The organism is Pseudomonas sp. JV241A (assembly GCF_900275665.1).
Taxonomy (GTDB): domain Bacteria; phylum Pseudomonadota; class Gammaproteobacteria; order Pseudomonadales; family Pseudomonadaceae; genus Aquipseudomonas; species Aquipseudomonas wadenswilerensis.
In genome coordinates, this window is sequence record NZ_OPYO01000033.1 from 1 (window position 1) to 26,804 (window position 26,804).

The 26,804-nt window shown below is 61.5% G+C and carries 22 protein-coding genes and 1 rRNA gene; 15 read left to right on the forward strand and 8 right to left on the reverse strand.

Annotated elements, in window-relative coordinates:
- The 3 genes from JV241A_RS21730 to JV241A_RS21745 form a co-directional block, all read right to left on the reverse strand.
- Positions 1-1,237, reverse strand: a 16S ribosomal RNA gene (locus JV241A_RS21730); the annotation flags it as partial.
- Positions 1,238-1,852: 615 nt separating this feature from the next.
- A complete protein-coding gene (locus JV241A_RS21740) occupies positions 1,853-3,346 on the reverse strand; it encodes a CoA-acylating methylmalonate-semialdehyde dehydrogenase (RefSeq protein WP_134064419.1) in 1,494 nt (497 codons plus the stop codon).
- A 72-nt stretch (positions 3,347-3,418) separates the two neighbouring features.
- The gene (locus JV241A_RS21745) at positions 3,419-4,765 is read right to left on the reverse strand and encodes an aspartate aminotransferase family protein (RefSeq protein WP_038997314.1); all 1,347 of its coding nucleotides are present in this window, start codon (positions 4,763-4,765) and stop codon (positions 3,419-3,421) included.
- Between the two features lie 458 nt (positions 4,766-5,223).
- Between JV241A_RS21745 and JV241A_RS21750 the strand changes: the two genes are divergently transcribed.
- The 9 genes from JV241A_RS21750 to JV241A_RS21790 all read left to right on the forward strand — a co-directional run bounded on the left by JV241A_RS21750 (position 5,224) and on the right by JV241A_RS21790 (position 14,936).
- On the forward strand, positions 5,224-6,450 hold the full coding sequence (locus tag JV241A_RS21750) for an ATP-grasp domain-containing protein (RefSeq protein ID WP_115088906.1): 1,227 nt from the start codon (positions 5,224-5,226) through the stop codon (positions 6,448-6,450).
- Between the two features lie 178 nt (positions 6,451-6,628).
- A complete protein-coding gene (locus tag JV241A_RS21755) occupies positions 6,629-7,993 on the forward strand; it encodes an FAD/NAD(P)-binding protein (RefSeq protein ID WP_134064421.1) in 1,365 nt (454 codons plus the stop codon).
- A gap of 4 nt (positions 7,994-7,997) precedes the next feature.
- On the forward strand, positions 7,998-9,017 hold the full coding sequence (locus tag JV241A_RS21760) for an AbrB family transcriptional regulator (protein ID WP_134064423.1): 1,020 nt from the start codon (positions 7,998-8,000) through the stop codon (positions 9,015-9,017).
- Between the two features lie 48 nt (positions 9,018-9,065).
- Complete coding sequence (locus JV241A_RS21765) at positions 9,066-9,980, forward strand: LysR family transcriptional regulator (RefSeq protein ID WP_115088912.1); 915 nt, start codon at positions 9,066-9,068, stop codon at positions 9,978-9,980.
- A gap of 62 nt (positions 9,981-10,042) precedes the next feature.
- Positions 10,043-10,705, forward strand: coding sequence for a TetR/AcrR family transcriptional regulator (locus JV241A_RS21770; protein ID WP_115088914.1), 663 nt, complete (start codon positions 10,043-10,045; stop codon positions 10,703-10,705).
- Positions 10,706-10,714: 9 nt separating this feature from the next.
- Positions 10,715-11,299, forward strand: coding sequence for a YigZ family protein (locus JV241A_RS21775; RefSeq protein WP_115088916.1), 585 nt, complete (start codon positions 10,715-10,717; stop codon positions 11,297-11,299).
- A 337-nt stretch (positions 11,300-11,636) separates the two neighbouring features.
- The gene (locus tag JV241A_RS21780; protein WP_115088917.1) at positions 11,637-12,323 is read left to right on the forward strand and encodes an SDR family oxidoreductase; all 687 of its coding nucleotides are present in this window, start codon (positions 11,637-11,639) and stop codon (positions 12,321-12,323) included.
- A gap of 115 nt (positions 12,324-12,438) precedes the next feature.
- Positions 12,439-13,794, forward strand: a complete 1,356-nt coding sequence (locus JV241A_RS21785) for an 8-oxoguanine deaminase (protein ID WP_115088919.1) — start codon at positions 12,439-12,441, stop codon at positions 13,792-13,794.
- 188 nt (positions 13,795-13,982) lie between these two features.
- Positions 13,983-14,936, forward strand: a complete 954-nt coding sequence (locus JV241A_RS21790) for an adenosine deaminase (RefSeq protein WP_115088922.1) — start codon at positions 13,983-13,985, stop codon at positions 14,934-14,936.
- A 288-nt stretch (positions 14,937-15,224) separates the two neighbouring features.
- Here JV241A_RS21790 and JV241A_RS21795 read toward each other — a convergent pair whose 3' ends face one another.
- The gene (locus tag JV241A_RS21795; protein WP_134064425.1) at positions 15,225-15,941 is read right to left on the reverse strand and encodes a helix-turn-helix transcriptional regulator; all 717 of its coding nucleotides are present in this window, start codon (positions 15,939-15,941) and stop codon (positions 15,225-15,227) included.
- 537 nt (positions 15,942-16,478) lie between these two features.
- Positions 16,479-17,387: a LysR family transcriptional regulator gene (locus JV241A_RS21800; protein ID WP_115089509.1), complete on the reverse strand. Its 909-nt coding sequence runs from the start codon at positions 17,385-17,387 to the stop codon at positions 16,479-16,481.
- A gap of 116 nt (positions 17,388-17,503) precedes the next feature.
- On the opposite strand from JV241A_RS21800, the gene JV241A_RS21805 reads away from it, so the two are divergent.
- Entirely contained in the window at positions 17,504-18,517 is a 1,014-nt protein-coding gene (locus tag JV241A_RS21805; protein ID WP_115088925.1) for a zinc-binding alcohol dehydrogenase family protein, read from the forward strand.
- 125 nt (positions 18,518-18,642) lie between these two features.
- The gene (locus JV241A_RS27500) at positions 18,643-18,807 is read left to right on the forward strand and encodes a hypothetical protein (protein WP_166675732.1); all 165 of its coding nucleotides are present in this window, start codon (positions 18,643-18,645) and stop codon (positions 18,805-18,807) included.
- Here JV241A_RS27500 and JV241A_RS21810 read toward each other — a convergent pair.
- Positions 18,791-19,972: a multidrug effflux MFS transporter gene (locus JV241A_RS21810; protein ID WP_115088927.1), complete on the reverse strand. Its 1,182-nt coding sequence runs from the start codon at positions 19,970-19,972 to the stop codon at positions 18,791-18,793. The genes JV241A_RS27500 and JV241A_RS21810 overlap by 17 nt on opposite strands.
- A gap of 114 nt (positions 19,973-20,086) precedes the next feature.
- On the reverse strand, positions 20,087-20,284 hold the full coding sequence (locus JV241A_RS21815) for a cation transporter (protein WP_115088928.1): 198 nt from the start codon (positions 20,282-20,284) through the stop codon (positions 20,087-20,089).
- 147 nt (positions 20,285-20,431) lie between these two features.
- On the opposite strand from JV241A_RS21815, the gene JV241A_RS21820 reads away from it, so the two are divergent.
- The 3 genes from JV241A_RS21820 to cueR are packed head-to-tail and all read left to right on the forward strand — an operon-like array spanning position 20,432 to position 23,676.
- Positions 20,432-20,818 (forward strand): hypothetical protein, encoded by a 387-nt coding sequence (locus JV241A_RS21820; protein WP_134064427.1) that lies wholly within the window; start codon positions 20,432-20,434, stop codon positions 20,816-20,818.
- Positions 20,819-20,872: 54 nt separating this feature from the next.
- Entirely contained in the window at positions 20,873-23,275 is a 2,403-nt protein-coding gene (locus JV241A_RS21825; RefSeq protein ID WP_115088930.1) for a heavy metal translocating P-type ATPase, read from the forward strand.
- The gene (gene cueR, locus JV241A_RS21830) at positions 23,272-23,676 is read left to right on the forward strand and encodes a Cu(I)-responsive transcriptional regulator (protein WP_115088932.1); all 405 of its coding nucleotides are present in this window, start codon (positions 23,272-23,274) and stop codon (positions 23,674-23,676) included. The genes JV241A_RS21825 and cueR overlap by 4 nt, the downstream gene beginning before the upstream one ends.
- A 6-nt stretch (positions 23,677-23,682) precedes the next feature.
- Here the strand turns inward: cueR and JV241A_RS21835 are convergent, their stop codons facing one another.
- The gene (locus tag JV241A_RS21835; protein WP_115088934.1) at positions 23,683-24,576 is read right to left on the reverse strand and encodes a PA4780 family RIO1-like protein kinase; all 894 of its coding nucleotides are present in this window, start codon (positions 24,574-24,576) and stop codon (positions 23,683-23,685) included.
- A gap of 280 nt (positions 24,577-24,856) precedes the next feature.
- Between JV241A_RS21835 and JV241A_RS21840 the strand changes: the two genes are divergently transcribed.
- Positions 24,857-26,803, forward strand: a complete 1,947-nt coding sequence (locus JV241A_RS21840) for a methyl-accepting chemotaxis protein (protein ID WP_134064429.1) — start codon at positions 24,857-24,859, stop codon at positions 26,801-26,803.
- The last annotated feature ends 1 nt before the right edge of the window (position 26,804 follow it).

A 26,804-nucleotide genomic window follows, 5' to 3' on the forward strand; every position in this document is an offset into this window, starting at 1 on the left:
CCATTGTAGCACGTGTGTAGCCCAGGCCGTAAGGGCCATGATGACTTGACGTCATCCCCACCTTCCTCCGGTTTGTCACCGGCAGTCTCCTTAGAGTGCCCACCATAACGTGCTGGTAACTAAGGACAAGGGTTGCGCTCGTTACGGGACTTAACCCAACATCTCACGACACGAGCTGACGACAGCCATGCAGCACCTGTGTCAGAGTTCCCGAAGGCACCAATCCATCTCTGGAAAGTTCTCTGCATGTCAAGGCCTGGTAAGGTTCTTCGCGTTGCTTCGAATTAAACCACATGCTCCACCGCTTGTGCGGGCCCCCGTCAATTCATTTGAGTTTTAACCTTGCGGCCGTACTCCCCAGGCGGTCAACTTAATGCGTTAGCTGCGCCACTAAAATCTCAAGGATTCCAACGGCTAGTTGACATCGTTTACGGCGTGGACTACCAGGGTATCTAATCCTGTTTGCTCCCCACGCTTTCGCACCTCAGTGTCAGTATGAGCCCAGGTGGTCGCCTTCGCCACTGGTGTTCCTTCCTATATCTACGCATTTCACCGCTACACAGGAAATTCCACCACCCTCTGCCCTACTCTAGCTCGCCAGTTTTGGATGCAGTTCCCAGGTTGAGCCCGGGGATTTCACATCCAACTTAACGAACCACCTACGCGCGCTTTACGCCCAGTAATTCCGATTAACGCTTGCACCCTCTGTATTACCGCGGCTGCTGGCACAGAGTTAGCCGGTGCTTATTCTGTCGGTAACGTCAAAATACTCACGTATTAGGTAAGTACCCTTCCTCCCAACTTAAAGTGCTTTACAATCCGAAGACCTTCTTCACACACGCGGCATGGCTGGATCAGGCTTTCGCCCATTGTCCAATATTCCCCACTGCTGCCTCCCGTAGGAGTCTGGACCGTGTCTCAGTTCCAGTGTGACTGATCATCCTCTCAGACCAGTTACGGATCGTCGCCTTGGTGAGCCATTACCTCACCAACTAGCTAATCCGACCTAGGCTCATCTGATAGCGCAAGGCCCGAAGGTCCCCTGCTTTCCCCCGTAGGGCGTATGCGGTATTAGCGTTCCTTTCGAAACGTTGTCCCCCACTACCAGGCAGATTCCTAGGTATTACTCACCCGTCCGCCGCTGAATCGAAGAGCAAGCTCTTCTCATCCGCTCGACTTGCATGTGTTAGGCCTGCCGCCAGCGTTCAATCTGAGCCATGATCAAACTCTTCAGTTCAATACTGCTTGGGTTTTGAGAAAACCCTAAACTTGGCTCAGCAATCTCAAATGACTTACTTTCAAATCTTTCGATTTTTCGTGTAGCCACTTGTGATGCTGATAATCTTTTTGACTATCAGTCTGAGCTCACAAGCACCCACACGAATTGCTTGATTCAGTTGTTAAAGAGCGGTTGGTTAAGAGCTTTTCGCCTCAACCGAGGCGCGCATTCTACGCTTTCCTCAGAGCCTGTCAAGCGTTTATTTTGAAGTTTTTCAGATGCTTTCGATTAAAAAGCCTTTCAACTTCAACCACTTGACTCGCTGCGATCTCTCGTCAGCGGGAGGCGAATTCTACAGCGTTTCAAACCGCTGTCAACAGCCTTTTTCACCGCTGTCGATCTTTCGATCGAAGCCCTTCCGGATGACCCTGGAACCGCTAACTCTTTGAAACTCAAGGAGTTTTCAGTTCCGACTGCGCCGGAAGTGGGGCGAATTATAGACAGATCCACAGGGGCGTCAAGGACTTATTTCAACTTTGTTTCAGCGGCGGCGTTTTGGCTATAAGCCACAAGCTTCAAGCTGCAAGTAGAAGCGCTAGCACCGCGCTCAACTTGCAGCTTGCAGCTAACGCCTTAGAGGCTCGGGAATGCAAACTGCGAGGCTTCATGGCTGGCACGTTGCAGCCAGCGCTGGGTAATGGCTTTGCGGCGAGTGTAGAAACGTACGCCATCCGGGCCATAGGCATGCAGATCACCAAACAGCGAACGCTTCCAGCCACCGAAGCTGTGGTAAGCCACTGGCACCGGCAGCGGTACGTTGACGCCCACCATGCCCACTTCGATCTCATCGCAGAACAGGCGCGCCGCCTCACCGTCACGGGTGAAGATGCAGGTGCCGTTACCGTACTCGTGCTCGTTGATCAGGCGCATGGCTTCTTCCAGGCTGTCCACGCGTACCACGCACAGTACTGGCCCGAAGATCTCTTCTTTATAGATGCGCATCTCGGGAGTCACACGGTCGAACAGAGTGCCGCCGACAAAGTAACCGTCTTCGTTACCGGCAACCCGGTAGCCACGACCGTCGACCACCAGTTGCGCACCGGCAGCCACGCCATCGTCGATGTAGCCCACCACCTTGTCACGGGCTGCCGCGGTAACCAGCGGGCCCATGTCCAGGCCACAGGAAGTGCCGGCACCAATCTTCAGCGCCTTGATCTGCGGCTCGAGCTTGGCGATCAGCGCATCGGCCACCTGGTCGCCAACGCACACGGCCACGGAGATCGCCATGCAACGCTCACCGCAAGAACCGTAGGCTGCACCCATCAGCGCGCTGACCGCATTGTCCAGATCGGCATCAGGCATCAGCACCGCATGGTTCTTCGCCCCGCCCAGCGCCTGGACGCGCTTGCCGCGCTTGGTGCCTTCGGCATAGATGTATTCGGCGATCGGCGTCGAGCCGACAAAACTCAGGGCCTTGACCTCAGGGGCCTCGATCAGCGCATCAACCGCTTCCTTGTCACCGTGCACCACGTTGAGCACGCCTTTAGGCAGGCCGGCTTCGTGCAGCAGTTGGGCGATCAGCAGGGTCGAGCTCGGGTCACGCTCCGATGGCTTGAGGATGAAGCAGTTACCGCAGGCAATGGCCAGCGGATACATCCACAGCGGCACCATGGCCGGGAAGTTGAACGGCGTGATACCGGCCACCACCCCCAGCGGCTGGAAGTCGGACCAGGCATCGATGTTCGGGCCGACGTTGCGGCTGTACTCACCCTTGAGCACTTCCGGGGCGGCGCAGGCGAACTCGACGTTCTCGATACCGCGCTTGAGTTCACCGGCGGCGTCTTCCACGGTCTTGCCGTGCTCTTCGCTAATCAGTTGGGAGATACGCGCTTCGTTCTGCTCCAGCAGTTGCTTGAAGCGGAACATCACCTGGGCACGCTTGGCCGGTGGCGTGTTGCGCCAGGCCGGGAAAGCGGCCTTGGCCGAGTCGATGGCCTGCTGCACGGTTTGCTTGCTGGCCAGGGCGACCTTGTGGATAGCCTGGCCAGTGGACGGATTGAAGACATCGGCGGTGCGTACGTCGGCAGCCACCAGCTCGCCGTTGATCAGGTGTTGAACAGTGCTCATGCAGAACTCCAGAAAGAGGGTATGCCTGGGCGCGAGATCACTCGCGCCCGCTTCTTATATATAGAGGGACGATCAGTCGACCTGGTTGATGGCTTCGCCGACCGCATCGAACAGACGATCCAGTTCCTGCGGCTGGCTGTTGAAGGTCGGGCCGAACTGCAGGGTGTCGCCGCCGAAGCGCACATAGAAGCCGGCTTTCCACAGCTTCATGGCAATCTCGTACGGACGCACGATGGCATCGCCGTCACGGGCGGCAATCTGGATCGCACCGGCCAGGCCGTAGTTACGGATGTCGATGATGTTCTTCGCCCCCTTGACCCCGTGCAGCACCTTCTCGAAGTGCGGCGACAGTTCGGCGGCCGATTGCACCAGGTTTTCCTTCTCCAGCAGGTCCAGCGCGGCAATACCGGCGGCGCAGGCGACCGGGTGTGCCGAGTAGGTGTAGCCGTGGGGGAATTCCACCGCGTATTCCGGGGTCGGCTGGTTCATGAAGGTCTGGTAGATCTCGCTGCTGGCGATCACCGCGCCCATCGGGATGGCGCCGTTGGTGACCTGCTTGGCGATGCACATCAGGTCCGGGGTAACGCCGAAGGCATCGGCACCGAACATCGAGCCCATGCGGCCGAAGCCGGTAATGACTTCGTCGAAGATCAGCAGGATGTTGTGCTGGTCGCAGATTTCCCGCAGGCGTTTCAGGTAACCCTTCGGCGGCGGCAATACACCAGCGGAACCGGCCAGCGGCTCGACGATCAGCGCGGCGATGTTCGAAGCATCGTGCAGCTCGATCAGTTTGAGCATTTCATCGGCCAGGGCGATACCGCCCTCTTCCGGCATGCCCTTGGTGAAGGCATTGCCAGGCAGCAGGGTGTGCGGGATGTGATCGACGTCGAGCAACTGGCCGAACAGCTTGCGGTTGCCGTTGACGCCACCCAGGCTGGTACCGGCGATGTTCACTCCGTGATAGCCACGGGCACGGCCGATCAGCTTGGTCTTGGTGGCCTGGCCTTTCAGGCGCCAGTAGGCACGGACCATCTTGACCGCAGTGTCAGCGCACTCGGAACCGGAGTTGGTATAGAAGACGTGATTGAGGTTGCCCGGGGTCAGGTCGGTGATCTTCTCGGCCAGCTGGAACGACAGCGGGTGACCGAACTGGAAGGCCGGCGAATAATCGAGCACGCCCAACTGGCGCGATACGGCTTCCTGGATCTGCTTGCGGGTGTGACCGGCACCGCAAGTCCACAGGCCGGACAGTGCGTCATAGATCTTGCGACCCTTGTCGTCGGTCAGGTAGCTGCCTTCGGCGGCGACGATCAGCCGGGGATCGCGCTGAAAATTGCGGTTGGCGGTGTAGGGCATCCAGTGGGCGTCCAGCTTGAGCTGGCTGGCCAGACCGACAGGAGCGTTTTCAGGCAGATTCATCGGACAAGTCCTCGCAAGGCAATTGGGCAGCGACAAGTGTTGTTGCGACTAAATTGGCATGGCCGTAAGGTCTGGAAAATCCTGCTTTTCCGATCTTTGGTTTGCCTTTCGCTAAACATTTACCGCCTGGCGTCATGTTGAATGCCGGTCGACTGAGCGACTCCGAAAATTCCCTCACCAATCAATTAGTTGCGAAAAACCGCCGTGCGGCGATGTGCATTTACTTACAGCCACGATAGAGGAGTCTCACTCTATCTGTCGCAGAACCTCTCTTGTCCGAAGCCATCGCGCCTCCCAGTATTTCCTAAGACCTACAGCGCTCACGTACAGGCAACTTCTGATAGTTCCACTACAGGAGCGTATGAACGCGCCCTTCGGCCGGTCGCTGCAACAACACGCGCACCATGGACTGCCTTGCGCATGTGCTACGCCATGAACAATCACGATAAGGAAATCCTTTGAACCCTGTAATCCTGTTCTCGCCCGCGAAAATCCTCCTGCAGCACTCGGAACAAGAATGGTTGAACGTGCTGGGCAACAATTCGCTGATTTACAGCGACTTGTCAGCCAAAGCAGCGCTGGACCAGCAGTTCCCCACCCTGAGCGAGTCTTTCAGGCTTTACCCCAACTTCAATGAATCAGCGCTAGTCGAACTCGATGCCCTGGCGGCGGCGAGAGCGCTAGGCACTCACACGGTAGTTGCGCTGGCAGAAGTCGACTTGCTGCGTGTGGCGCGCATCAAGGACCGTCTCAATGGTTCGCGTACACGCTATGAGGCCATGACTCTGCTGTACCGTGACAAATTCCTCATGAAGCAGAGGCTCGCGGAGCATGGCATTCGCATCAATCCCATGGCGATGGTCGGCTCGGCGTGCGAAATCAACGATTTCATCGAGCAGTACGGCTACCCGGTGGTGGTCAAGCCTCGTGATGGACGAGGTTCGGGGGGCGTACGGGTGCTACGCGACGTCGACGGCTTGCGCGACTACCTGCAACAGCAGGACGGCACAACGCTGCACAATCTGATGGTCGAAAAGTACCTCGATGCACCGTTGCTGAACGTTAATGGGCTCTACATCAACGGCAACCCGGTGATTATTTCCCCGGTACGCTCGACGATTACCTGCCTGGACTTTCTTGACGGACAAAGCCTCGGTTTCCAGATGCTGGCCGAAAGCAATCCGCTGCATGCGCAGTGCGTGAAGCTGACCCGAAGCATCATCGAGCAGGCATTGCCAAACCTGGGCACCCTGCTGTTCCACCTTGAAGTGTTTCTCGACGGCGACGACCTCATCGTCTGCGAAATCGCCTGTCGCCTGGGAGGCTGCTGCATCAATCAGGAATTGACCGAAGCCTACGGGTTGAATCCGCGTCTGACCCTGATCGATGCCGAGCGTGGCGGCAAGTCGGCGTCGTTGAAGTCGCTGCTGCCACCGCGCCACTTGCTCGGCCAACTGAACGTACCGCCGCGCACAGGCAAGCTGATCGACTTCCCGGCATCTATCGACTTGCCCTTCATTCGCTATTACACGGTCACTGCAAAAAAGGGCACGGATTATTCCGGAATGCAAATGACCAATGGCGAAATCGTCTCGGCGATTGTCGAGGGCAACAGTGAGAAAGAAGTCAGCGACCATCTCGCCCAGTTCGACAGCTGGGTCAGGGATACCTTCGTCTGGGCGTAAGCCGGTATCCCTTTGAACAACGACATCAGGCAGCGCCCACCGGCGCTTGCCTGTAATCGGACGCCGACTGACGGATACCCCGCCAGCCGGTCTTTGTCACCTGTCATGACCTGGCAGGTCGATACCAGGCAACGGGCGTTATCGCGCCCGCAGCAAAACCACATCTAAAGGATTGGATATGGGCAAGGTAGCAGTCGTTGGGCTGGGCTATAGCGGTGCGATCATTCTGGAACGGTTGAAGCACCTGACGCCAGCACTCAGCATTGATGTGTTCGATACTGCCGGTAGCAGCGGATCGGGCCAGGCTTATCAGCAAGATATTTTGAGCAACCTGGTCAACCGCCCCGCCAATTTGATGTATCTGCGCGAGCAGGGCGACTTCAAGCAGTGGTTGCAGACCCGTGGCATGGCCCAGTCCAATGGTTATCAACCGCGCCCGGTGTTCGGCAAGTTCATCGAAGAATCAGTGCAGTCTTCGCTGCGCGAGCACTCATCGATTCAGTACTACCGTGAACATATCACCGGAATGACTTCGTCCCGGGGGCGCTATGATCTCAGCACCGCATCGGGTGAACGCCCGGGATACAAGGCCGTCGTGCTGGCAACCGGCAATGCCGAGCCGACCGACTTTTATCGGCTAAAGGGGGCCCCGGGATACATCAACAACCCCTACCCGACGACTCGCCTTGCCGAGATTCGCTCCGACAGTATCGGTGTGCTCGGCAATCAACTGTCAGCCATCGACGTCGCACTGACCCTGCTCGATGCCGACCCTGGCAATCATGTGACCATGTTGACCCGCAGCAGCAAGATTCCCAACTACAGCGAAAGCTATCAGCCGCGAGCACTCAAGGTACTGACTGAACACGCCATCAGGCATCGCCTGCGCTTTGGTGGCTCGGCATTGAAGACGGTGCGGGCGATGTTCGACGAAGAGCTGGAGGCGCAGGGCATCGACGCCACCCTCGATGACCTCATGCGCGATCACACCCAGGCCTCGGTGGCCCGCGAGGATATCTACTCGGTGTTCTCTTCGACTAACCTGATCGTGCCGATGATCTGGAACCTGCTCTCCGAGCGCGAAAGGAAGGTATTCGTCGGACGCTTCCGGGGTGCCTGGAGGCAATTGCGGGTTCCCATCCCCAAGGAAAACTGGATCAAGATTCACCAACATATGCATTCGGGACGCTTGGCTTGTCGAACCGGATTATCCGATGTCAGCGTGACACAAGGCGACTTTATGGCACGCGGGCGTGATTTCAATTGCAGGTTCTCCAACGTGGTCAATGCCACGGGCGCTGGCGATGCGATGCAAGGTGCGCTCTACAAGAATCTGGCTGAATCCGGTATCTGTATCCAGCATCAATACGGTGGGATCGACGTGCGTTATGACGATTGTCGCGTCATCAACCACCAGGGGCCGTCTAATATCTTTGCCATTGGCGCTCCGACCACGGGTGTGTTCTATGCCGTCAGCAATATCGACGTCTTGCAGATGCAGGCTGAAACCATCTACCGCAACCTTCGTGCATTGAGCACTTGAGCCTATGAAAACCTTCGTGTGTTTGCTGATCGCTGCTTTGACTGGTACCGCCCTGCAGTACGCTGGCGTGCCCCATGGCCTGCTACTGGGCTCGATAGTGGCGACGGCAATTGTCGTCAGTAGGTTCAATGTGGCTCCCCGGCTGCGCTTCGGCCTCGGCTATGTACAGATCGTCCTGGGCATTGCCACCGGCCTGATGTTCGAGGCCTGGGACAACCAGACAGTGGCAACCATGCTGCCGAGCCTCGGCTTGTTACTTCTGTGCCTGACAACGCAGATTGCCGTGGCTGCACTGTGGTTGCTGAAAGTCTCGGCATGGAACCTCAAGGATTCACTCCTTGCCGTCTACCCGGGCGCCTTGGCGGCGGTGTTCGATCTGCTTGAGTCTGAACGCGCATCCAGCAAGGTGATCGTTGTGCACCTGGTACGACTGCTGTCGATCACGCTGCTGGTGAGCCTGTGCATACCGGCAAGTGCCGGAGCGCACGTAAGCCCGAGCAGTCCATTGACGTTCATTACCGCGTTGACCCTGCTGTCGCTGATCGCTCTGTGCATTGTGCTTGGCCGCCTGCTGTTGAAAGTCGGTGTTCCCGCACCTTTCATGCTGACCGCGATCATCGCCTCGGGGATCTATGTGAAGCTTGGGCTGTTGCATGCTTTCCACATGCCGCAATGGAGCGTCGATGGCGCCGCGCTGATCCTCGGCGTGATGATTGGCGCCAGGTTCAGGGAGATCAGCCTGGCAGAACTTGTTCGTCACGGTCGGGCCGGGCTGATGTCCGTGGGCCTGATGCTGCTGGTCGCCGCTGCCTTTGCCGGGGTCGCCGCCCGGGTGCTGGACAACGACCCTTTTGCCTTATGGCTGGCGTACATGCCCGGCGCCATCGAGACCATCGCCATCGTCGCCTTCAGCGGCGGGCTGAATGTGGTATTCATCCTGACGCATCACCTGCTGCGGATGGTCGTGCTGCACTTCGCTCCGGCCCTGCTCGTTCAGGCCCGTCGCTGGCGCGAGAATGTCTGATGAGGGTATGTTGTGAGCCTTCACTCCCCTCCAGTGCAAAGGCATCGCGTGAAACGTCCACAACCCCTGGCCCAGGTCAGCGATTTCGATATCCGCCTGTTGAAAATCTACCGCAGCGTGGTGGAGTGCGGCGGCTTTTCGGCCGCCGAGAACGTGCTGGGTATCGGCCGTTCGGCCATCAGCCAGCAGATGAGCGACCTCGAGCAGCGCCTGGGCCTGCGCCTGTGCCAGCGCGGGCGCGCCGGTTTTTCGCTGACCGAGGAAGGCCGCGAGGTGTATCAGTCGGCGTTGCAATTGCTTAGCGCTCTGGAAAGCTTTCGCACCGAGGTCAACGGCCTGCACCAGCATTTGCGCGGCGAACTGAACATCGGCCTGACCGACAACCTGGTGACCCTGCCGCACATGCGCATTACCCATGCCCTGGCGCAGCTCAAGGACCGCGGCCCGGACGTGCGCATCCAGATCCGCATGATTGCCCCCAGCCAGGTCGAACAGGGCGTGCTCGATGGCAGCCTGCATGTTGGCGTGGTTCCGCAAACCAGCCCGCTATCGGGCCTTGAGTACCAGCCGCTGTACAGCGAACGTTCGCTGCTCTACTGCGCGGTCGGCCACCCGCTGTTCTACGCCGACGACCGGCAATTGGACGACGAGCGTCTCAACAGCCAGGACGCCATTGCCCCGACTTTCCGCCTACCCGCGGACATCCAGGCCCATTACCAGGCGCTGAACTGCACCGCCAGCGCCTCGGACCGCGAAGGCATGGCCTTCCTGATTCTGACCGGGCGCTACATCGGCTACCTGCCGGACCACTATGCATCCTTCTGGGTACAACAAGGCCGGCTGCGTGCACTCAAGCCCACCGAGCGCTTCTATGACCTGAGCCTGTGCTGGGTAACGCGCAAAGGCCGGCGCCCGCACCTGGTGCTGGAAAGCTTCCTCGAAAGCCTGGCGGCTACTCGCTGAGGACTAATGCTGGTAGGTTAGCCAGTCATAAGAGATACCCATTGCCTTGTCTGGAATCGTTCATGACCTTTGAAGTCCCTGCGCATCGCCCCCAAGCCTCGGGCAAGCCCGCCGGCCGCATTCGCCAGAAGAACGAGCAGGCCATCATCCAGGCCGCCGAGGACGAGTTCGCCCGCCACGGTTTCAAGGGCACCAGCATGAACACCATCGCCCTCAAGGCCGGGTTGCCCAAGGCCAACCTGCACTATTACTTCACCAACAAGCTCGGCCTGTATGTGGCAGTGTTGAGCAACATCATCGAGCTGTGGGACAGCACTTTCAACGCCCTGACTGTCGACGATGACCCAGCCCAGGCCTTGAGCAGCTACATCCGCACCAAGATGGAGTTTTCCCGGCGCAACCCGCAGGCATCGCGGATCTTCGCCATGGAGATCATCAGCGGCGGCCAGTGCCTGAGCGACTATTTCAGCGAAGACTACCGCGCCTGGTTCAAGGGCCGTGCCGCGGTGTTCCAGGCCTGGATCGACGCCGGCAAGATGGACCCGGTCGACCCGGTACACCTGATCTTCCTACTGTGGGGCAGTACCCAGCACTATGCCGACTTCGCCACCCAGATCTGCCAGGTCACCGGCCGCAGCCGCCTGACCAAGCAGGACATGGAAGATGCCAGCAACAATCTTATCCACATCATTCTCAAAGGCTGTGGCCTGACACCTCGCGACTGAACCTGCCTTATGCCTTTTACCCTGCTCGACACCTGCGAGTTTCGCGAAGAGATTCGCAAGAGCCGCTTCATCACCCTGGCTGCGCCAATCAGCAGCCCGGCCGAAGCCATGAACTTCATCGAAAGCCATAGCGACCTCGCCGCCACCCACAACTGCTGGGCCTGGAAGCTTGGCGGGCAATACCGCAGCAGCGACGACGGCGAACCCGGCGGCACCGCTGGGCGGCCGATCCTCGCGGCCATCGAGGCCCAGGATTGTGACCAGGTGGTGGTGCTGGTGATCCGCTGGTACGGTGGCATCCAGTTGGGCACCGGGGGCCTGGCCCGCGCCTACGGCGGTGGCGCCAACAAGTGCCTGCAGCAGGCCGAAAAACGCTTGCTGGTCAGCCGCAGCGAACTCACCTGCAGCTGCAGCTTCAGCGAACTGGCGCTGCTGAAACTGCGCGTGGCTGAAGCCGACGGCTTGGTGCTGGACGAACAATTCACCGCCAACGGCGTCGATCTGCGCCTGGCCCTGGGCGAGGAGCAGATCGAACCCCTGCAACGCCAGTTGGCCGACCTCAGCCGTGGCCGCATCCTGCTGGAACGCCCCTGAACAATTGCCCACATTCACTGTGGGCCCGGCTGTGGATAAGCTCTTAGCATTCGCCTGCGCGCCTTGATTTACCTAGCCTGCAGACGAACGATCATATTTTGATCAAGTTTTGATGACAGTGCATCAACTGACGAAAAATCAGCAAGTTATCCCCAGTTATTGGCTTCGGACCGGGCTCTGACGGGCTTATATCCACCTTGAATGCTTGCACACAATTACTGTGGAGCAAGCTGTGGATAAGCCGTGCACCCCTGCGCCAACAGCTTGTAGGGCCACGGTTTGACTAGACTGGTTATTCTTTGATCAAAGATCGATACCCCCTTGAAAGGAGTCCCCCATGTCCATCAACAAAACCGCCCTGATCATTGGTGCCTCACGCGGCCTGGGCCTTGGCCTGGTGCAACGCCTGGTAGAAGACGGCTGGAATGTGATCGCCACCGTGCGCGACCCGGCCAGGGCTGACACCCTCAGCGCCCTGCCGCGGGTGCAGGTAGAAACCTTGGAGATGAACAGCGCCCGCCAGCTCGACGCACTACAGGAACGCCTCGGCGCGCAGACTTTCGACCTGCTGTTCGTCAACGCCGGGGTCAAGGGCCCGGAAGAACAGAACCCGGAGCAGGCCAAGCTGGCCGATGTCGGCGAGCTGTTCATGACCAACAGCGTGGCGCCGATTCGCGTGGCCCAGCGTTTCGCCCCGCAACTGCGCAAGAACACCGGGGTGATTGCCTTCATGAGCTCGGTACTGGGCAGTGTGAGTATTCCCGACGCGCCGGAACTGTGCCTGTACAAGGCCAGCAAAGCGGCGCTGAACTCGATGATCAACAGCTTCGTGGCGCAACTGGGCGAGCCGCAGCCGACCGTGCTGGCCATGCATCCGGGCTGGGTCAAGACCGACATGGGCGGTGAAGGCGCCGATATCGATGTGGCCACCAGCACCCGCGGCATGCTCGATCAGGTTCACGCCAACAGCGGCAAAGGCGGCCTGCAATTCATCAATTACAAAGGCGAAAGCCTGATCTGGTGAAACCGCGCGCGGTGGGTGTAGACTCGACACCTCGCCCACCGCGGCGGACCTGGATCAGCAGACAGGGCAACACTGAGCTGGCTAACCTGAACCCACTTTCAGAGGAGCCGGCACCATGCCTGCGACCCGTATCTGGTTGAAAAACCCCCTCGCCATCTTCACTGCCAACAGCCTCGACGCCCGTGGCGGCCTGGTCATTGAAGACGGCCGCATCCAGCAAGTACTCGGCCTTGGCCAAAGCCCGGCCAGCCCCTGTGGACAAGTCTTTGACGCCCGCGAGCATGTGGTGTTGCCCGGACTTATCAACACCCACCACCACTTCTACCAGACCCTGACCCGCGCCTGGGCGCCGGTGGTCAACCAGCCGCTGTTCCCCTGGCTGAAAACCCTGTACCCGGTATGGGCCCGGCTGACTCCGGCCAAGCTTGAGCTGGCGACTCGCGTGGCCCTGGCCGAGCTGTTGCTGTCGGGCTGCACCACCGCCGCCGACCACCATTACCTGTTCCCCGATGGCCTGGAAAACGCCATCGACGTGCAAGTCGAAGCGGTACGCAAACTGGGCATGCGCGCCATGCTCACCCGCGGTTCCATGAGCCTGGGCGAAGCCGACGGTGGCCTGCCACCGCAACAGACGGTACAGCAGGGCGAAGTGATCCTGGCCGACAGCCAGCGACTTATCCACAGCTACCACGAGCGCGGCGATGGCGCGCAAATACAGATCGCCCTGGCACCCTGCTCGCCGTTCTCGGTCACGCCGGAGATCATGCGCGCCAGCGCCGATCTGGCCGAAGAGCTGGACGTACGCCTGCACACCCACCTGGCCGAAACCCTCGACGAAGAAGACTTCTGCCTGCAGCGCTTCGGCCTGCGCACGGTCGACTACCTCGACAGCGTCGGTTGGCTCGGCCCGCGCACCTGGCTGGCCCATGGCATCCATTTCAATCCGGACGAAATCGCCCGCCTGGGCGCCGCCGGCACTGGCATCTGCCATTGCCCGAGCTCGAACATGCGCCTGGCCTCGGGCATCTGCCCAACCCTGGAACTGACCCGGGCCGGGGCACCGGTGGGCCTGGGCGTTGACGGCTCGGCCTCCAACGATGCTTCCAACATGATCCTCGAAGCGCGCCAGGCCCTGTACCTGCAGCGCCTGCGCTACGGCGCCGAAGCGATCACGCCGGAACTGGTTTTGGGCTGGGCCACCCGCGGCTCGGCGCAACTGCTGGGGCGCAGCGATATTGGCGAGCTGGCGGTGGGCAAACAGGCAGACCTGGCGCTGTTCAAGCTTGATGAGCTGCGCTTCTCCGGCAGCCACGATCCGCTTTCGGCCCTGCTGCTGTGCGGCGCCGACCGCGCTGACCGGGTCATGGTCGGTGGCCAGTGGCGCGTCGTTGATGGCCAGATCGAAGGCCTGGATGTGCAGGCGCTGATCGCCGATCACCGTCAGGCCGCCGCACAACTGATCGCGGGCTGATAGCTCAAAGGCGAGCAATGCCAACATGATGACGGTGGCGAACCGCACGAAGAGGGTCATGCCCTCGATCCCGTTGGTTTCGCCATCGTTGAAGGTTTCCCGGGGTAACCGCCTGGTCAGCTTTCTCCGCGTAGACAGCGCAACCTCTGTAGAATGGCGGCAACCGCACCTGATGAGACGCCACCACTATGTACGACTGGCTTAACGCTCTGCCCAAGGCAGAATTGCACCTGCACCTGGAAGGATCGCTGGAGCCCGAGTTGCTGTTCGCCCTGGCCGAGCGCAACAAGATCGCCCTGCCCTGGAACGACGTCGAGGCCCTGCGCAGCGCCTACGCGTTCAACAACCTGCAGGAGTTTCTCGACCTCTACTACCAGGGCGCCGATGTCCTGCGCACCGAGCAGGATTTCTACGACCTGACCTGGGCGTACCTGCAGCGTTGCAAGGCGCAGAACGTGATTCACACCGAGCCGTTCTTCGACCCGCAGACCCACACCGATCGCGGCATCCCTTTCGAGGTTGTGGTCAATGGCATCAGAGCGGCACTCAAGGATGGCCAGCAGCAACTGGGCATCAGCAGCGGCCTGATTCTCAGCTTCCTGCGCCACCTCAGTGAAGAGGAAGCACACAAGACCCTCGACCAGGCCATGCCGTTTCGTGATGCCTTCATCGCCGTCGGCCTCGACAGCTCGGAAATGGGCCATCCACCGAGCAAGTTCCAACGGGTGTTCGACCGCGCCCGCAGCGAAGGCTTCCTGACCGTCGCCCATGCTGGCGAAGAAGGCCCGCCCGAATACATCTGGGAAGCCATCGACCTGCTGAAGATCCAGCGTATCGACCACGGCGTGCGCGCTATCGAAGACGAGCGCCTGATGCAGCGGATCATCGACGAGCAGATCCCACTGACCGTCTGCCCGCTGTCCAACACCAAGCTGTGCGTGTTCGATCACATGAGCCAGCACAACATCCTCGACATGCTCGAGCGTGGCGTGAAGGTCACGGTCAACTCCGATGACCCGGCGTACTTCGGTGGTTATGTCACCGAAAACTTCCAGGCCCTGCATGAGCACCTGGGCATGACCCAGGACCAGGCGCGGCGCCTGGCGCAGAACAGCCTGGATGCACGGCTGGTCAAACCCTGACAGTGCTGGACCTGTAGGAGCGGGCTTGCCCCGCGATCGGGGTGCTGGCTGCACTGGCCTCATCGCGGGGCAAGCCCGCTCCTACAGGTTAATCCTCAATCTCGCTCAACTCCTCCAGAGTCTTGCCCCGCGTCTCGATGCCGAACACCGCAGGGCAATGATCGGCAAGCGCTCCAGACGCCGGGAGTTGTGCCAACTCCGAGTGTCACGGCATCTGCCTTCGGGCGAATTGTCAGCAACGACCTTGCCAGACACCGCAACGACGCCCGCTACGCAGGCGCCTCCGGTTCAGCCTGCCGTCTTCAACACCTGAAGCTGGGCCATGCGGTTGATATGTGACAAGCCGCTTGCACTGATTTGCAGCATGCGCGAGGTTTCACTCTCGCGAATCCAGCCAGACTGCAGGAACAACTTGAGCAAGCTGCTGCCCAGCGCTCCGCCCAGATGCGGGCGATGGTCGCTCCATTCGCTGCAGCAACGGCAACTGCTGAAACTTCGACGTTGATGCTGGGCCAAGGCCTCGATGAAAATCCCGTAAGCGGCAAACTGGGTACGGCCGTGCTGGGTTACTTCGATGTCCCGCTCGCTGCCTTCCAGCCAGCCGGCATCGAAAAAGCGCTGGTACAGATCCGCCGCCAGTTCGCCGCCCAGGTGATCGCCACACACTCTTGCCCGGCGCATGGACAGCGGGATACCCCCCACCTCCCGCTCGCCGCTGTCTTCAGGGGTTTTCACCTGGACACTGGCCAGCGCTTCGACAGCCGCCCCGACCTCTGGCGCGGCCAGCCTGAAATAACGCTTGCGCCCACGCGGCTCCAGCTTCAGCAAGCCGCTGGCCGACAACCTGGCCAGGTGAGCACAGGCCGAAGAAGGCGTCAGCCCAGCCAAACTGGCGAGCTCATCGGAAGGTCGCGCCATGCCATCGATCAAGGCCCATAACATTGCACTGCGTTTCGGGTCGGCCAACAAGCTGGCGATCTGGCTGATACTCGTTACTGGTTTCATATCTCAACTCCCTGCGAGATCACGTCTGATATCGATTGATTAACCATGTCGGCAGCATTTACTGCGAGGTTCCGATGCCAGAAAGGCAGGAAGCGGAAGTTATCTAGTCATCGTGTTCCTCCTGAAACACGAACATACAAAAGTTATTCAGGCTACTTGCGGTCAAGCACCTCACCGGCAGTCAGCCCGGGCCAGGGCCAGGCAATGTCTGAGTAAGAGGCAATACTTGCCGGCCTGGACATGGAAGTATCTCTCGCTGGAAATGACTGCTGGATCCATTATAAGCCGCGTAGCGCCAAGGAAATCCGGTCAATTCCCAAGGTATTGGCAACCTCAGCAACGGCGGCCTGGCGCAAGATTGAAGATACGTTTGGACATGTATACCCAAGCCCCCATGTTACATATCTTGCTAGCAATTGACGGATTATTATCAAGTTCAAACCACCCGATAAAACCTACAACAAATTTTGCTGCAACCCACAAGAACTACATGCATACCATGTAGGAGTAACACGTAATAGCAATGTCTTGGGCAGTTCAACCCAGCAGTTTCTCGAGCATTGCCTGACAACGCACTCGAAGCATATTTCGCAACAACTGCACGGGCTTGCCCAACTGCGCCCGATGGGTGCACATCAGGTTCAGCGGCGCCGCTTCACCGCGCAGTTGCGGCATTAGCAACTTGAGGCGTCCGGCCTGCACATCGTTGGCCACATCCAGCCAGGACTTGTAAGCGATACCGGCACCCGCCAATGCCCAGCGCCGGACCACATCGGCATCGTCACAGAAGCGATCGCCGCTCACGCTCACACCCACCTCACTGGCGCCCTCGCCAAAGCGCCAGTGGTCATGCACGCGGCTGCCAAGCTGATACAGCAGGCAATTGTGCTGGGCCAGTTGTGCCACTTCGGCCGGCGCACCGTGGCGGGCCAGATAGGCGGGTGAGGCACACAGCACCCGGCGGTTCTCCGGGCACAGCGGCAAGGCCACCAGGCTCGAGTCTTCCGGCGCGCCGTAGCGCAGGGCGATGTCGGCCGCCTGGCGAAACAGGTCGGCGTTGCGGTCGCCCAGCAGCAGGCGCACATTCAGTTGCGGGTGTTCGTACTGCAGTTCATCGAGCCAGGGCAGCAGCACATTACGGCCGAAATCGGACGGTGCCGACAACAGCAAGGTACCGCTGACCTGATCCTGACCATGGGCCAGGATCCGCCGCCCCTCCTCGAGGCTCGCCAGGGCGGAACGGGCGTGCTGCAAGAAACCCTCGCCCTCGGCAGTCAGGCGCAGGTTGCGGGTCGAGCGCGCCAGCAGGCGCACACCCAGTTGCTGCTCCAGACGTTTGAGCGATGCGCTGGCTACCGCCGGCGATAGATCAAGCAGGCGGGCGGCGGCAGACAGGCTGCCCAGCTCAGCGGCCCGTACGAACAGTTGCAGGTCGTCGATACGCACCTGATTCACCCGCCATTATCAAAATTTTATTGAAAGATTCTGTAGTTTTAACGGCTTTTAACTGCAAGTGAAAGCACCAATCATGGCCCTCATTGACGACCCTCCGAGGACTCTCCATGAAAGCCGTTGCCTATTATCACTCCCTGCCCATCACCGACGCGGCAGCCCTGCACGACATCGAACTGCCAGCCCCCGAGCCAGGCCCACGCGACCTGCTGGTGGAGGTACGGGCAATCTCGGTGAACCCGGTCGACACCAAGGTTCGCCAGAACGTGCAGCCTGAAGGTGGCGCCGCCAAGGTGCTGGGCTGGGATGTGGCCGGTGTGGTCAAGGCGGTGGGCGGCGAGGTCAGCCTGTTCCAGCCGGGCGACCAGGTTTACTACGCAGGCTCCATCGCCCGCGCTGGCGGCAACAGTGAACTGCACGTAGTGGATGAGCGGATCGTCGGGCACATGCCGAAAACCCTGGGCTTTGCCGAAGCGGCGGCACTGCCGTTGACCGCCATCACCGCCTGGGAGCTGCTGTTCGAGCGTTTGCAGATCGCCGAAGGCGAGCAAGACCTCGGCCAGAGCCTGCTGATCGTTGGCGCGGCCGGTGGAGTCGGCTCGATCCTCACTCAACTGGCGAGCAAGCTGACCGGCCTCACGGTGATTGGCAGCGCCTCGCGCCCACAAACCCAGGACTGGGTACGTGAACTGGGTGCCGATCAGGTGGTCGATCACCGCCAGCCGTTGGCCGCCGCACTCAAGGCCCAGGGCATCGACCAGGTGACTCACGTGGCCAGCCTGACCCAGACCGACCAGCACCTCGATCAACTGGTCGAAGCCCTGGCGCCGCAAGGCAAACTGGCGCTGATCGATGACCCCAAGCAGCTGGACGTCACCAAGCTCAAGCGCAAGAGCCTGTCGCTGCACTGGGAGTTCATGTACACACGCTCGCTGTTCGAAACCGCCGACATCATCGAGCAGCACAAACTGCTGAACCGGGTTGCCGAACTGATCGACAACGGCACGCTCAAGACCACCGTGGGCGAGCACTTCGGCACCATCAACGCCGCCAACCTGCGCCGCGCCCATGCCCTGCTGGAAAGCGGCGCGGCCAAGGGCAAGATCGTCCTGGAAGGCTTCTGAAATGACGCGCCCACCTCGCTTGCGGGGTGGGCGTGACCGTCAGTCCGACAACTGACCCAGGTCATTCCGCTGCCCGTGGCCGGCGCTACAATGCATCAGCCAACGCCAACCTCAGGTATGCAGATATGAATATCCAGGTCAGTGCATCAGTAAAAAAGCCCGGCTGCCCATGGCAGGTTCAGCTCGACCAGCATGTGGTGAGCTTTCGCAGCGAGGCTGAGGCCCGTGCCTTCGTCAACACCCTGCAAGCCCGGCTACAGGCGCCGCACCCGCTCAAACGCAACGGCTGAGGCTCAGCCGCCGGGTCAGCATCGCCACGCTCACCACCGCCAGGCCGCACAGGCTGATGACCATGGACATCGGCACCGCCGTGCCGTCATGCAGCACTCCCACCAGCGCTGCGGCACCGGCAGCCACACTGAACTGCAGGCAACCCAGCAGCGCTGAAGCGCTGCCGGCCCGGGCACCCTGCCCGCTCATGGCGCAGGCCGAGGCATTGGGGATGATGCAACCGAGGCTGGCGATACAGATGAACAGCGGAATCAGCAATGGCCACAGCGCCGCCGGGTGCAAGGCGCTGATCCCGAGCAGGGTCAGTCCTGCCGCCAGGTAAACCCACACTGCCCGCGCCAGTAAGAAGGCCGGGCCACGCTTGGCCAGCAGCCGCGCATTGACCTGCGCCACCAGAATGAACCCCGCCGCGTTACTGCCGAACAGCCAGCCATAGTGCTCGGCTGGCACCCCATAGAGCTTGATGAACACGAACGGTGAACCGGCGATGTAGGCGAACATCCCGGCAATGGCGATGCCGCCGGTCAAGGCGTGGCCGAGAAAGATCCGGTCCTTGAACAGCCGACCGTATTGGCGCAGGGAGCCTGACAAGGGCGGGCGCGGCTGATTGGCCGGCAGGCTTTCAGGCAGGCCCAGGGCCACGGCCAGGGTGCACAGGGCACTGAACAGGGTCAGGGCAATGAAGATCGACTGCCAGCCATACAGATTGACCATCACACCACCGAGCATCGGTGCGAGGATCGGCGCCAGGCCCATGACCAGCATCAGTTGCGAGAAAACCTTGGCCGAACCCACGGCATCGCACTTGTCGCTGACGATCGCCCGCGACAGCACCATCCCGGCACAGCCACCGAGGGCCTGGACGAAGCGCGCCAGAATCAGCGCATCGAGGGTCGGGGCGAAAGCGCAGGCCAGTGACGCCACAGTGAACAGCGTCACCCCGACCAACAGCGGTATGCGCCGGCCAAAGCGGTCGGCCACCGGCCCATAGGCCAGCTGGCCAAGCGACAGGCCGAGAAAGTACGCCGCGAGGGTGGTCTGGATGTGCTTCTCGTCGGTGCCGAAGGCCAGTGCCATGGCCGGGAAACCGGGCAGGTAGAAGTCGATCGCCAGGGGCCCGAACGCACTCAAGGCGCCGAGAATCAGGATGGTTCGCAGGTTCATCGGAAATCCGTAGCAGGCTAAGCAAGTCCGCTAGTCTAACCGTCCTGCCGGGGTTTCGCTGACAGACTTACGCCTGCGCGATGAATCTTTTATCCACCGCGCAAGCGCCAGCGGTCAGACGGCTTCGGCCGCGTAACCCTCGTCGCGAATCGCCGTGAGAATATCTTCTGCCGACAATTCACTCTGCACTTTTACCTGCTTGTGAGCCAGATCGACCTCGACCACAGCCTCCTCATCCTGGGCCCGAACCGCGCGAGTGACAGCCTTGACGCAATGGCCGCAGGTCATTCCTTGAACAGTGAATACTTGCATTGCAACAGCCTCCTGTGGGGTTTGAACGCAGTTTCAAGCTTGCCATCGGGGCAAAGTCAAGTTCGTTGATTGCCTGCAGGGCTGGAAATCAGCGCGCCGCTCCGCCAAGCTGCATGCCTGACGATTGGTTTGCAGGAGTTTGAATTCATGCGCAGGGCAGCTTTGGGCCTATTCGGCCTGCTGGGAGTATTGAGCCTGGTCCCCCAGGCCAGCGCCGAGGGCAATGCCGATTACAGCATATTGACCATTTCTCGCGAGCGCCTGGAAGTGGCGACCTCGTGCGAGATCGGCGTGTACCTGGATGACCAGCTTTCGGCGCGGCTGTTTCAGGAGCAGTCGACCTCGTTCAACCTGCCGCCGGGCCAGGTCGCGGTGCGTCTGCGCCTGTTGCCGGCACAGATGCCGGGCTGCCAGAACGGCCTGGAGAACCAGCGCAGCCAGCAACTGACATTGAGGGCCGGCGAGATCAATAAATACCGCATTGCCGTGGATCAGAATGGCCTCAAGCTGATCAGGGCCGGCCTGGGCTATTGACCTTCCCCGCATGGCAAGGTTGATGCTTGAGGCCTGTCCAAGGAGGAGTGCCCCATGTCCGCATCTACCACGTTCGACCTGCCGATTGCCGGCATGACCTGCGCCAGCTGTGCTGGCCGGGTCGAGCGCGCCCTGCGCAAGGTCGTTGGTGCCGAACAGGTCAGTGTCAACCTGGCCACCGAACAGGCCCGGGTCCAGGCCCCGGCCGACAGCCTGCCAGCGCTGGTCGAAGCCGTTGAGCAAGCCGGCTACAGCGTGCCATCCCAGACCCTCGAGCTGCAGATCGGCGGCATGACCTGCGCCTCCTGCGCCGGGCGCGTCGAACGCGCCCTGGCCAAGGTTCCGGGCGTGCAGCAGGTAACCGTCAACCTGGCCAACGAACGCGCGCACTTGCAGCTGTTTGGCCAGGTCGACAGCAGCGTGCTGATCGATGCCGTCAGTCATGCCGGCTACTCGGCAAGCCTGCCGCAAAGTGCCAAAGTCAACCAGGCCGATGCCGAACGCCGCCTGCGCAAGGAGCGCTGGTCGGTGGCCCTGGCGGTGCTGCTGGCCTTGCCGCTGGTGCTGCCGATGCTGCTGCAGCCCTTTGGCATCCACTGGATGCTGCCGGCCTGGGCGCAGTTTGTCCTGGCCACCCCGGTGCAGTTCATTCTCGGTGCGCGTTTTTATGTCGCTGCGTGGAAAGCCGTGCGCGCCGGCGCCGGCAACATGGACCTGCTGGTGGCCATCGGCACCAGCGCCGGCTACGGCCTGAGTCTCTACGAATGGGCCACGGCCACGGACGGCATCATGCCGCACCTGTACTTCGAAGCCTCGGCCGTGGTGATTGCCCTGATCCTGCTCGGCAAATACCTGGAAAGCCGTGCCAAACGCCAGACCGCCAGTGCCATCCGGGCGCTGGAGGCCTTGCGCCCGGAACGCGCGCTGTTGCTGGTCGACGGCCAGGAGCGCGATGTCGCCATCAGCGAACTGCGCCTGCATGACCTGGTGCTGGTCAAGCCTGGCGAGCGCTTCCCGGTTGACGGTGAAGTGATCGAAGGCCAGAGCCACGCCGACGAAGCCTTGATCAGCGGCGAAAGCCTGCCGGTGCCGAAACAGCCTGGCGACAAGGTCACCGGCGGCGCGATCAACGGTGAAGGCCGTCTGTTGGTACGCACCCTGGCGCTGGGCACGGAAACCGTGCTGGCACGGATCATCCGCCTGGTCGAAGACGCCCAGGCCGCCAAGGCGCCGATCCAGAAACTGGTTGACCGGGTCAGTCAGGTGTTCGTCCCGGCCGTACTGGTGCTGGCGCTGCTGACCCTGGTCGGCTGGCTGCTCACCGGCGCGCCAATGGAATACGCGCTGATCAACGCCGTAGCCGTGCTGGTGATCGCCTGCCCGTGCGCCCTGGGCCTGGCCACACCGACAGCGATCATGGCCGGCACCGGCGTCGCCGCCCGCCACGGCATCCTGATCAAGGACGCCGAAGCCCTGGAGCGCGCCCATGCGGTCAACCGCGTGGTGTTCGACAAGACCGGTACCCTGACCTCCGGCAGCCCGCGCATTGTCCACAGCCGTGCGGTAGTGGGTGACCAGGCGCAGTTGCTGCAACTGGCCGGCGCCCTGCAGCGCGGCAGCGAGCACCCGCTGGCCAAGGCGGTGCTGGATGCCTGTGAAGAACAGGGCCTGGCGGTGGCCGACATCAACAACAGCCAGTCGCTGACCGGCCGCGGTATCGCCGGCAGCCTCGATGGCCGCGAGCTGGCCCTGGGCAACCGGCGCCTGCTGGATGAAAGTGGCCTGCAAGCGGGCGAGCTGGCCAGCAGCGCCCAGGCCTGGGAAGCCGAAGGCCGTACCCTGTCGTGGTTGATCGAGCGCAGCCCGCAGGCGCGGGTGCTGGGCCTGTTCGCCTTCGGTGACAGCCTCAAGACCGGTGCCGGGCAAGCAGTGCGGCAACTGGCCGGGCAAGGCATCAGCAGCCACCTGCTGACCGGCGACAACCGCGGCAGCGCCAAGGTGGTGGCCGAAGCTCTGGGCATCACTGACGTGCACGCCGAAGTGCTGCCTGCCGACAAGGCCGCAACCGTCGCCGTGCTCAAGCAGTCCGGCGTGGTGGCCATGGTCGGTGACGGCATCAACGATGCCCCGGCGCTGGCCGCTGCGGACATCGGCATCGCCATGGGCGGCGGCACCGACGTGGCCATGCAGGCGGCGGGGATCACCCTGATGCGCGGCGATCCGCGCCTGGTGCCGGCAGCTCTGGAGATCAGCCGCAAGACCTACGCCAAGATCCGCCAGAACCTGTTCTGGGCGTTTATCTACAACCTGATCGGTATTCCCCTGGCCGCCTTCGGCATGCTCAACCCGGTGCTGGCCGGCGCAGCCATGGCCCTGTCGAGCGTCAGTGTGGTCAGCAACGCGTTGTTGCTGAAAACCTGGAAACCCGCCACCCCGCCTGAGGACGATGCCCAATGAATATCGGCCAAGCCGCCCGCCGCTCAGGCTTGAGCGCAAAGATGATCCGCTACTACGAGTCGATCGGCCTGCTCAAGCCGGCCCTGCGCAGCGACAGCGGCTATCGCCTGTACCAGCAAGAAGACCTGCACCAGCTGGCCTTCATCAAGCGCTCGCGGGACCTGGGGTTTTCCCTGGAAGAAGTCGCCCGCCTGCTGACCCTGTGGCAGGACCGTCAGCGCGCCAGTGCCGACGTCAAGGCCCTGGCCAGCCAGCACATTGACGACCTCAACCGGCGCATCGAAGAGTTGGTGAGCTTGCGTGACACCTTGAGCGAGCTGGTTGCCCACTGCCAGGGCGACGACCGTCCGGACTGCCCGATCCTCAAGGACCTGGCAGCCGGCGGCAGTTGCTGTCAGTAACGGCGCTTACTGAAGCCAGGGCGGCGCCGGTTCTTCGTCCTTGACCGCCCCCCGTTCGGCGTCGGCCCTGGCCGCGCGCCGGCGGGCGTCATCGATGCGCGCCGCGTCGATTTCGCGCATCACCCCGTCAACATCGGCGCTGTGCTCGTCGTCGGCGAACACGCCGGTCAGCGGGCTTTCCGGGAGCAAATCGCCGGCCTGGTACAAGGCCCACATCTCGCGGGCGTAGCGGGTCTGCTTGAGCTCCGGGGCAAAGCGCCCGAAGTACGCGGCCATGTTGCCGACATCGCGTTCGAGCATGCTGAACGCGTGGTTGTTGCCGGCGGCGTCCACCGCTTGCGGCAGGTCGATGATCACCGGCCCGTCAGGCCCGAGCAGCACGTTGAACTCCGAGAGGTCGCCATGGACCAGGCCGGTGCAGAGCATCAGCACGATCTGGCGAATCACGAAGGCGTGGTAGTCCCGGGCCTGCTCAGGCTCCAGGTGCACGTCGTTCAGACGCGGCGCAGCATCACCGTGCTCGTCGGCCACCAGCTCCATGAGCAGCACGCCATCGAGAAAATCATAAGGCTTGGGCACCCGCACACCGGCATTGGCCAGGCGAAACAGCGCCGCCACTTCGGCGTTCTGCCAGGCGTCTTCGGCCTCCTTGCGACCGAACTTTGAGCCCTTGGCCATGGCCCGGGCCTGGCGGCTGTTGCGCACCTTGCGGCCTTCCTGGTACTCGGCGGCCTGGCGGAAACTGCGCTTGTTGGCTTCTTTATAGACCTTGGCGCACCGTAGCTCCCGACCGCAGCGGACCACATACACCGCAGCCTCCTTGCCACTCATCAGCGGTCGCAGTACTTCGTCGACCAGTCCATCTTCAACCAGCGGTTCAATGCGTTTTGGAGTCTTCATCGGTTTCTGTCGGGGGTCCTGTCTGGCCAAACACGTGATTGTTATAGGTCACAGGTCTTGGAACCTGCTTGTCGCTGAATCAAGACCGCACTGCGTTGTAACGGCAATCTGCCTGACTTGCCATTCTTTTTCTGCCCGAGCGCGACCAATCGGTCACAAAAATCGCCAAACACCAATAAATACGGGGTTAATTACGCAAGTAACACTTTATTTCCAGCGCCCATGGCCGATGTAGTCTGCAGCAGCCTCGTACGTTTACAAGAAAAATACTGGAGCGCGGATGAACATAAAACAAAAACTGACCTGGGCCTTCGCCGTGATCGCCGGTTTGCCGGTGATCCTGGTCGCCACCCTGGTGGTCCTCAACCTGCGCAGTGAAGCCCGCGAAGGCTTCGTCGACGGCAGCAGCCGCGAGATCCGCCAGGTGGCCAACGCCATGCAACTGTTCTTCGAAGGCATCAGCCAGAACGTCGACTACCTGGCCGCCCAGCCGCTGGTCAGCGCTACCGGCAACGACGTGAAAAAGTACCTGGGCGCAGATGCTCCACAAATTGCCCTGGGCGAACAGGACAAGAAACTCTACGACTTCTTCGCCAGCCTCGCCGCCAGCCATCCCGCTTACTCCTACGTGTCCTACGGCCTGAGCGACGGCGGTTACGCCTTCTGGCCGGGCGACGCGAAAATGGCCAACTACGACCCGCGCCAACGCCCCTGGTACCAGGCGGCCATGGCCAACCCGGGCAAGACCCTGCGCACCGACGCCTATTACTGGGCGGGCGATGACGCGGTGCTGGTCAGCACCGTGCGCGCCGTGCCCAACCAGCTCGGCAACCCCGGTGGCGTGGTCAACATCGACGTGTCGCTCAAGCAGCTGACCGAGATCGTCAAGCAGATCAAGCTCGGCGAAAGCGGCTACCTGATGCTGCTTGAAGACAACGGCAGCGTGCTGGTCGACCCGCGCGATCCGGCGCACAACTTCAAGCAGCTGGGCAGCCTCGGCGAGGGCTATGCGCAACTGGCCAAGGCCGGCAAGGGCCTGGTCGAGGTCGAGCTGGATGGCGAACGCTACATGGCCAACGTCTGGCCCTCGGAGCAACTGGGCTGGAACTTCATCGGCCTGATCCGTCATGACGAAGTGATGCACACTGCCACCCAGCTGACCTGGCTGGTCGCCGCCCTCGCCATCGTGCTGGCGGCGGTATTTGCCCTGGTCGGTGCCACCTTTGCCAAGCTCATCGTGCGCCCGATCCACAGCGTTACCAGCGGCCTGGAAGGCATCGCTCAGGGTGAAGGCGACCTGACCCGCAGCCTGGAAGTACGCGGACGTGACGAAACCGCGCAACTGGCCAGCTGGTTCAACCAGTTCCTCGCGGCGATCCGCAACCTGATCCAGAGCATCGGCCAGGCGGCGAACAAGATCCTCGCCACCTCCAGCAGCTCGACCCAGGTCTCCAATGACATGGCCGAAGCCGCCGGCCGCCAGCGTGAAGCGGTGGACATGGTGTCGACCGCCTTTCACGAAATGGTCGCCACCGCCAACGAAGTCGCGCGCTCCTGCAGCCAGGCCGCCGACTCGGCCGACAGTGGCCAGCAACAGGCCCGCGAAGGCCAGCAGCAGATCGATGCGGCAGTGCAGAGCGTCGATCGCCTGAGCCAGGAGATCGAACAGTCGGCGCAGTCGATGCAGCAACTCGAACGCGATAGCAATGCGATCCAGTCGATCCTCGGCACCATCCGCTCGATTGCCGAGCAGACCAACCTGCTGGCCCTCAATGCGGCCATCGAAGCCGCCCGCGCCGGTGAGCAGGGCCGTGGCTTTGCCGTGGTCGCCGACGAGGTGCGGGCCCTGGCCAAGCGCACCGCCGACTCAACGGCCGAGATCGACAACCTGCTCGGCAACCTGGCCAACCGCACCAGTGAAGTGGCCCAGCAGATGCACGCGAGCCTGGAAGTGTCGCAACAGTCGGTCAGCCGCATCGGCCTGGCGCGCAGCAGTTTCGGGCAAATTCGCGAGTCGGTGGACATCATCCGCGACATGAACACCCAGATCGCCACCGCCGCCGAAGAACAGCACCAGGTGGCCGAAGACATCAACCGCCATATCAGCCAGATCCACGGCGATGCGCAGCTGGTGGCCGAGCTGGCCAACTCGGCGCGGCAGGACTCGCAGAGCCTGGCCGGTTTGTCCAATGAACTGGATGCGCTGGTACGGCGCTTCCGTACCTGAC

Excerpts from the sequence above, each read along its gene's own strand:
- JV241A_RS21740 (WP_134064419.1), bottom strand. The coding sequence starts at position 3,346 with ATGAGCACTGTTCAACACCTGATCAACGGCGAGCTGGTGGCTGCCGAC.
- JV241A_RS21745 (WP_038997314.1), bottom strand. The coding sequence starts at position 4,765 with ATGAATCTGCCTGAAAACGCTCCTGTCGGTCTGGCCAGCCAGCTCAAG.
- JV241A_RS21755 (WP_134064421.1), top strand. The coding sequence starts at position 6,629 with ATGGGCAAGGTAGCAGTCGTTGGGCTGGGCTATAGCGGTGCGATCATT.
- JV241A_RS21760 (WP_134064423.1), top strand. The coding sequence starts at position 7,998 with ATGAAAACCTTCGTGTGTTTGCTGATCGCTGCTTTGACTGGTACCGCC.
- JV241A_RS21770 (WP_115088914.1), top strand. The coding sequence starts at position 10,043 with ATGACCTTTGAAGTCCCTGCGCATCGCCCCCAAGCCTCGGGCAAGCCC.
- JV241A_RS21775 (WP_115088916.1), top strand. The coding sequence starts at position 10,715 with ATGCCTTTTACCCTGCTCGACACCTGCGAGTTTCGCGAAGAGATTCGC.
- JV241A_RS21780 (WP_115088917.1), top strand. The coding sequence starts at position 11,637 with ATGTCCATCAACAAAACCGCCCTGATCATTGGTGCCTCACGCGGCCTG.
- JV241A_RS21785 (WP_115088919.1), top strand. The coding sequence starts at position 12,439 with ATGCCTGCGACCCGTATCTGGTTGAAAAACCCCCTCGCCATCTTCACT.
- JV241A_RS21790 (WP_115088922.1), top strand. The coding sequence starts at position 13,983 with ATGTACGACTGGCTTAACGCTCTGCCCAAGGCAGAATTGCACCTGCAC.
- JV241A_RS21795 (WP_134064425.1), bottom strand. The coding sequence starts at position 15,941 with ATGAAACCAGTAACGAGTATCAGCCAGATCGCCAGCTTGTTGGCCGAC.
- JV241A_RS21805 (WP_115088925.1), top strand. The coding sequence starts at position 17,504 with ATGAAAGCCGTTGCCTATTATCACTCCCTGCCCATCACCGACGCGGCA.
- JV241A_RS27500 (WP_166675732.1), top strand. The coding sequence starts at position 18,643 with ATGAATATCCAGGTCAGTGCATCAGTAAAAAAGCCCGGCTGCCCATGG.
- JV241A_RS21810 (WP_115088927.1), bottom strand. The coding sequence starts at position 19,972 with ATGAACCTGCGAACCATCCTGATTCTCGGCGCCTTGAGTGCGTTCGGG.
- JV241A_RS21815 (WP_115088928.1), bottom strand. The coding sequence starts at position 20,284 with ATGCAAGTATTCACTGTTCAAGGAATGACCTGCGGCCATTGCGTCAAG.
- JV241A_RS21820 (WP_134064427.1), top strand. The coding sequence starts at position 20,432 with ATGCGCAGGGCAGCTTTGGGCCTATTCGGCCTGCTGGGAGTATTGAGC.
- JV241A_RS21825 (WP_115088930.1), top strand. The coding sequence starts at position 20,873 with ATGTCCGCATCTACCACGTTCGACCTGCCGATTGCCGGCATGACCTGC.
- cueR (WP_115088932.1), top strand. The coding sequence starts at position 23,272 with ATGAATATCGGCCAAGCCGCCCGCCGCTCAGGCTTGAGCGCAAAGATG.
- JV241A_RS21835 (WP_115088934.1), bottom strand. The coding sequence starts at position 24,576 with ATGAAGACTCCAAAACGCATTGAACCGCTGGTTGAAGATGGACTGGTC.
- JV241A_RS21840 (WP_134064429.1), top strand. The coding sequence starts at position 24,857 with ATGAACATAAAACAAAAACTGACCTGGGCCTTCGCCGTGATCGCCGGT.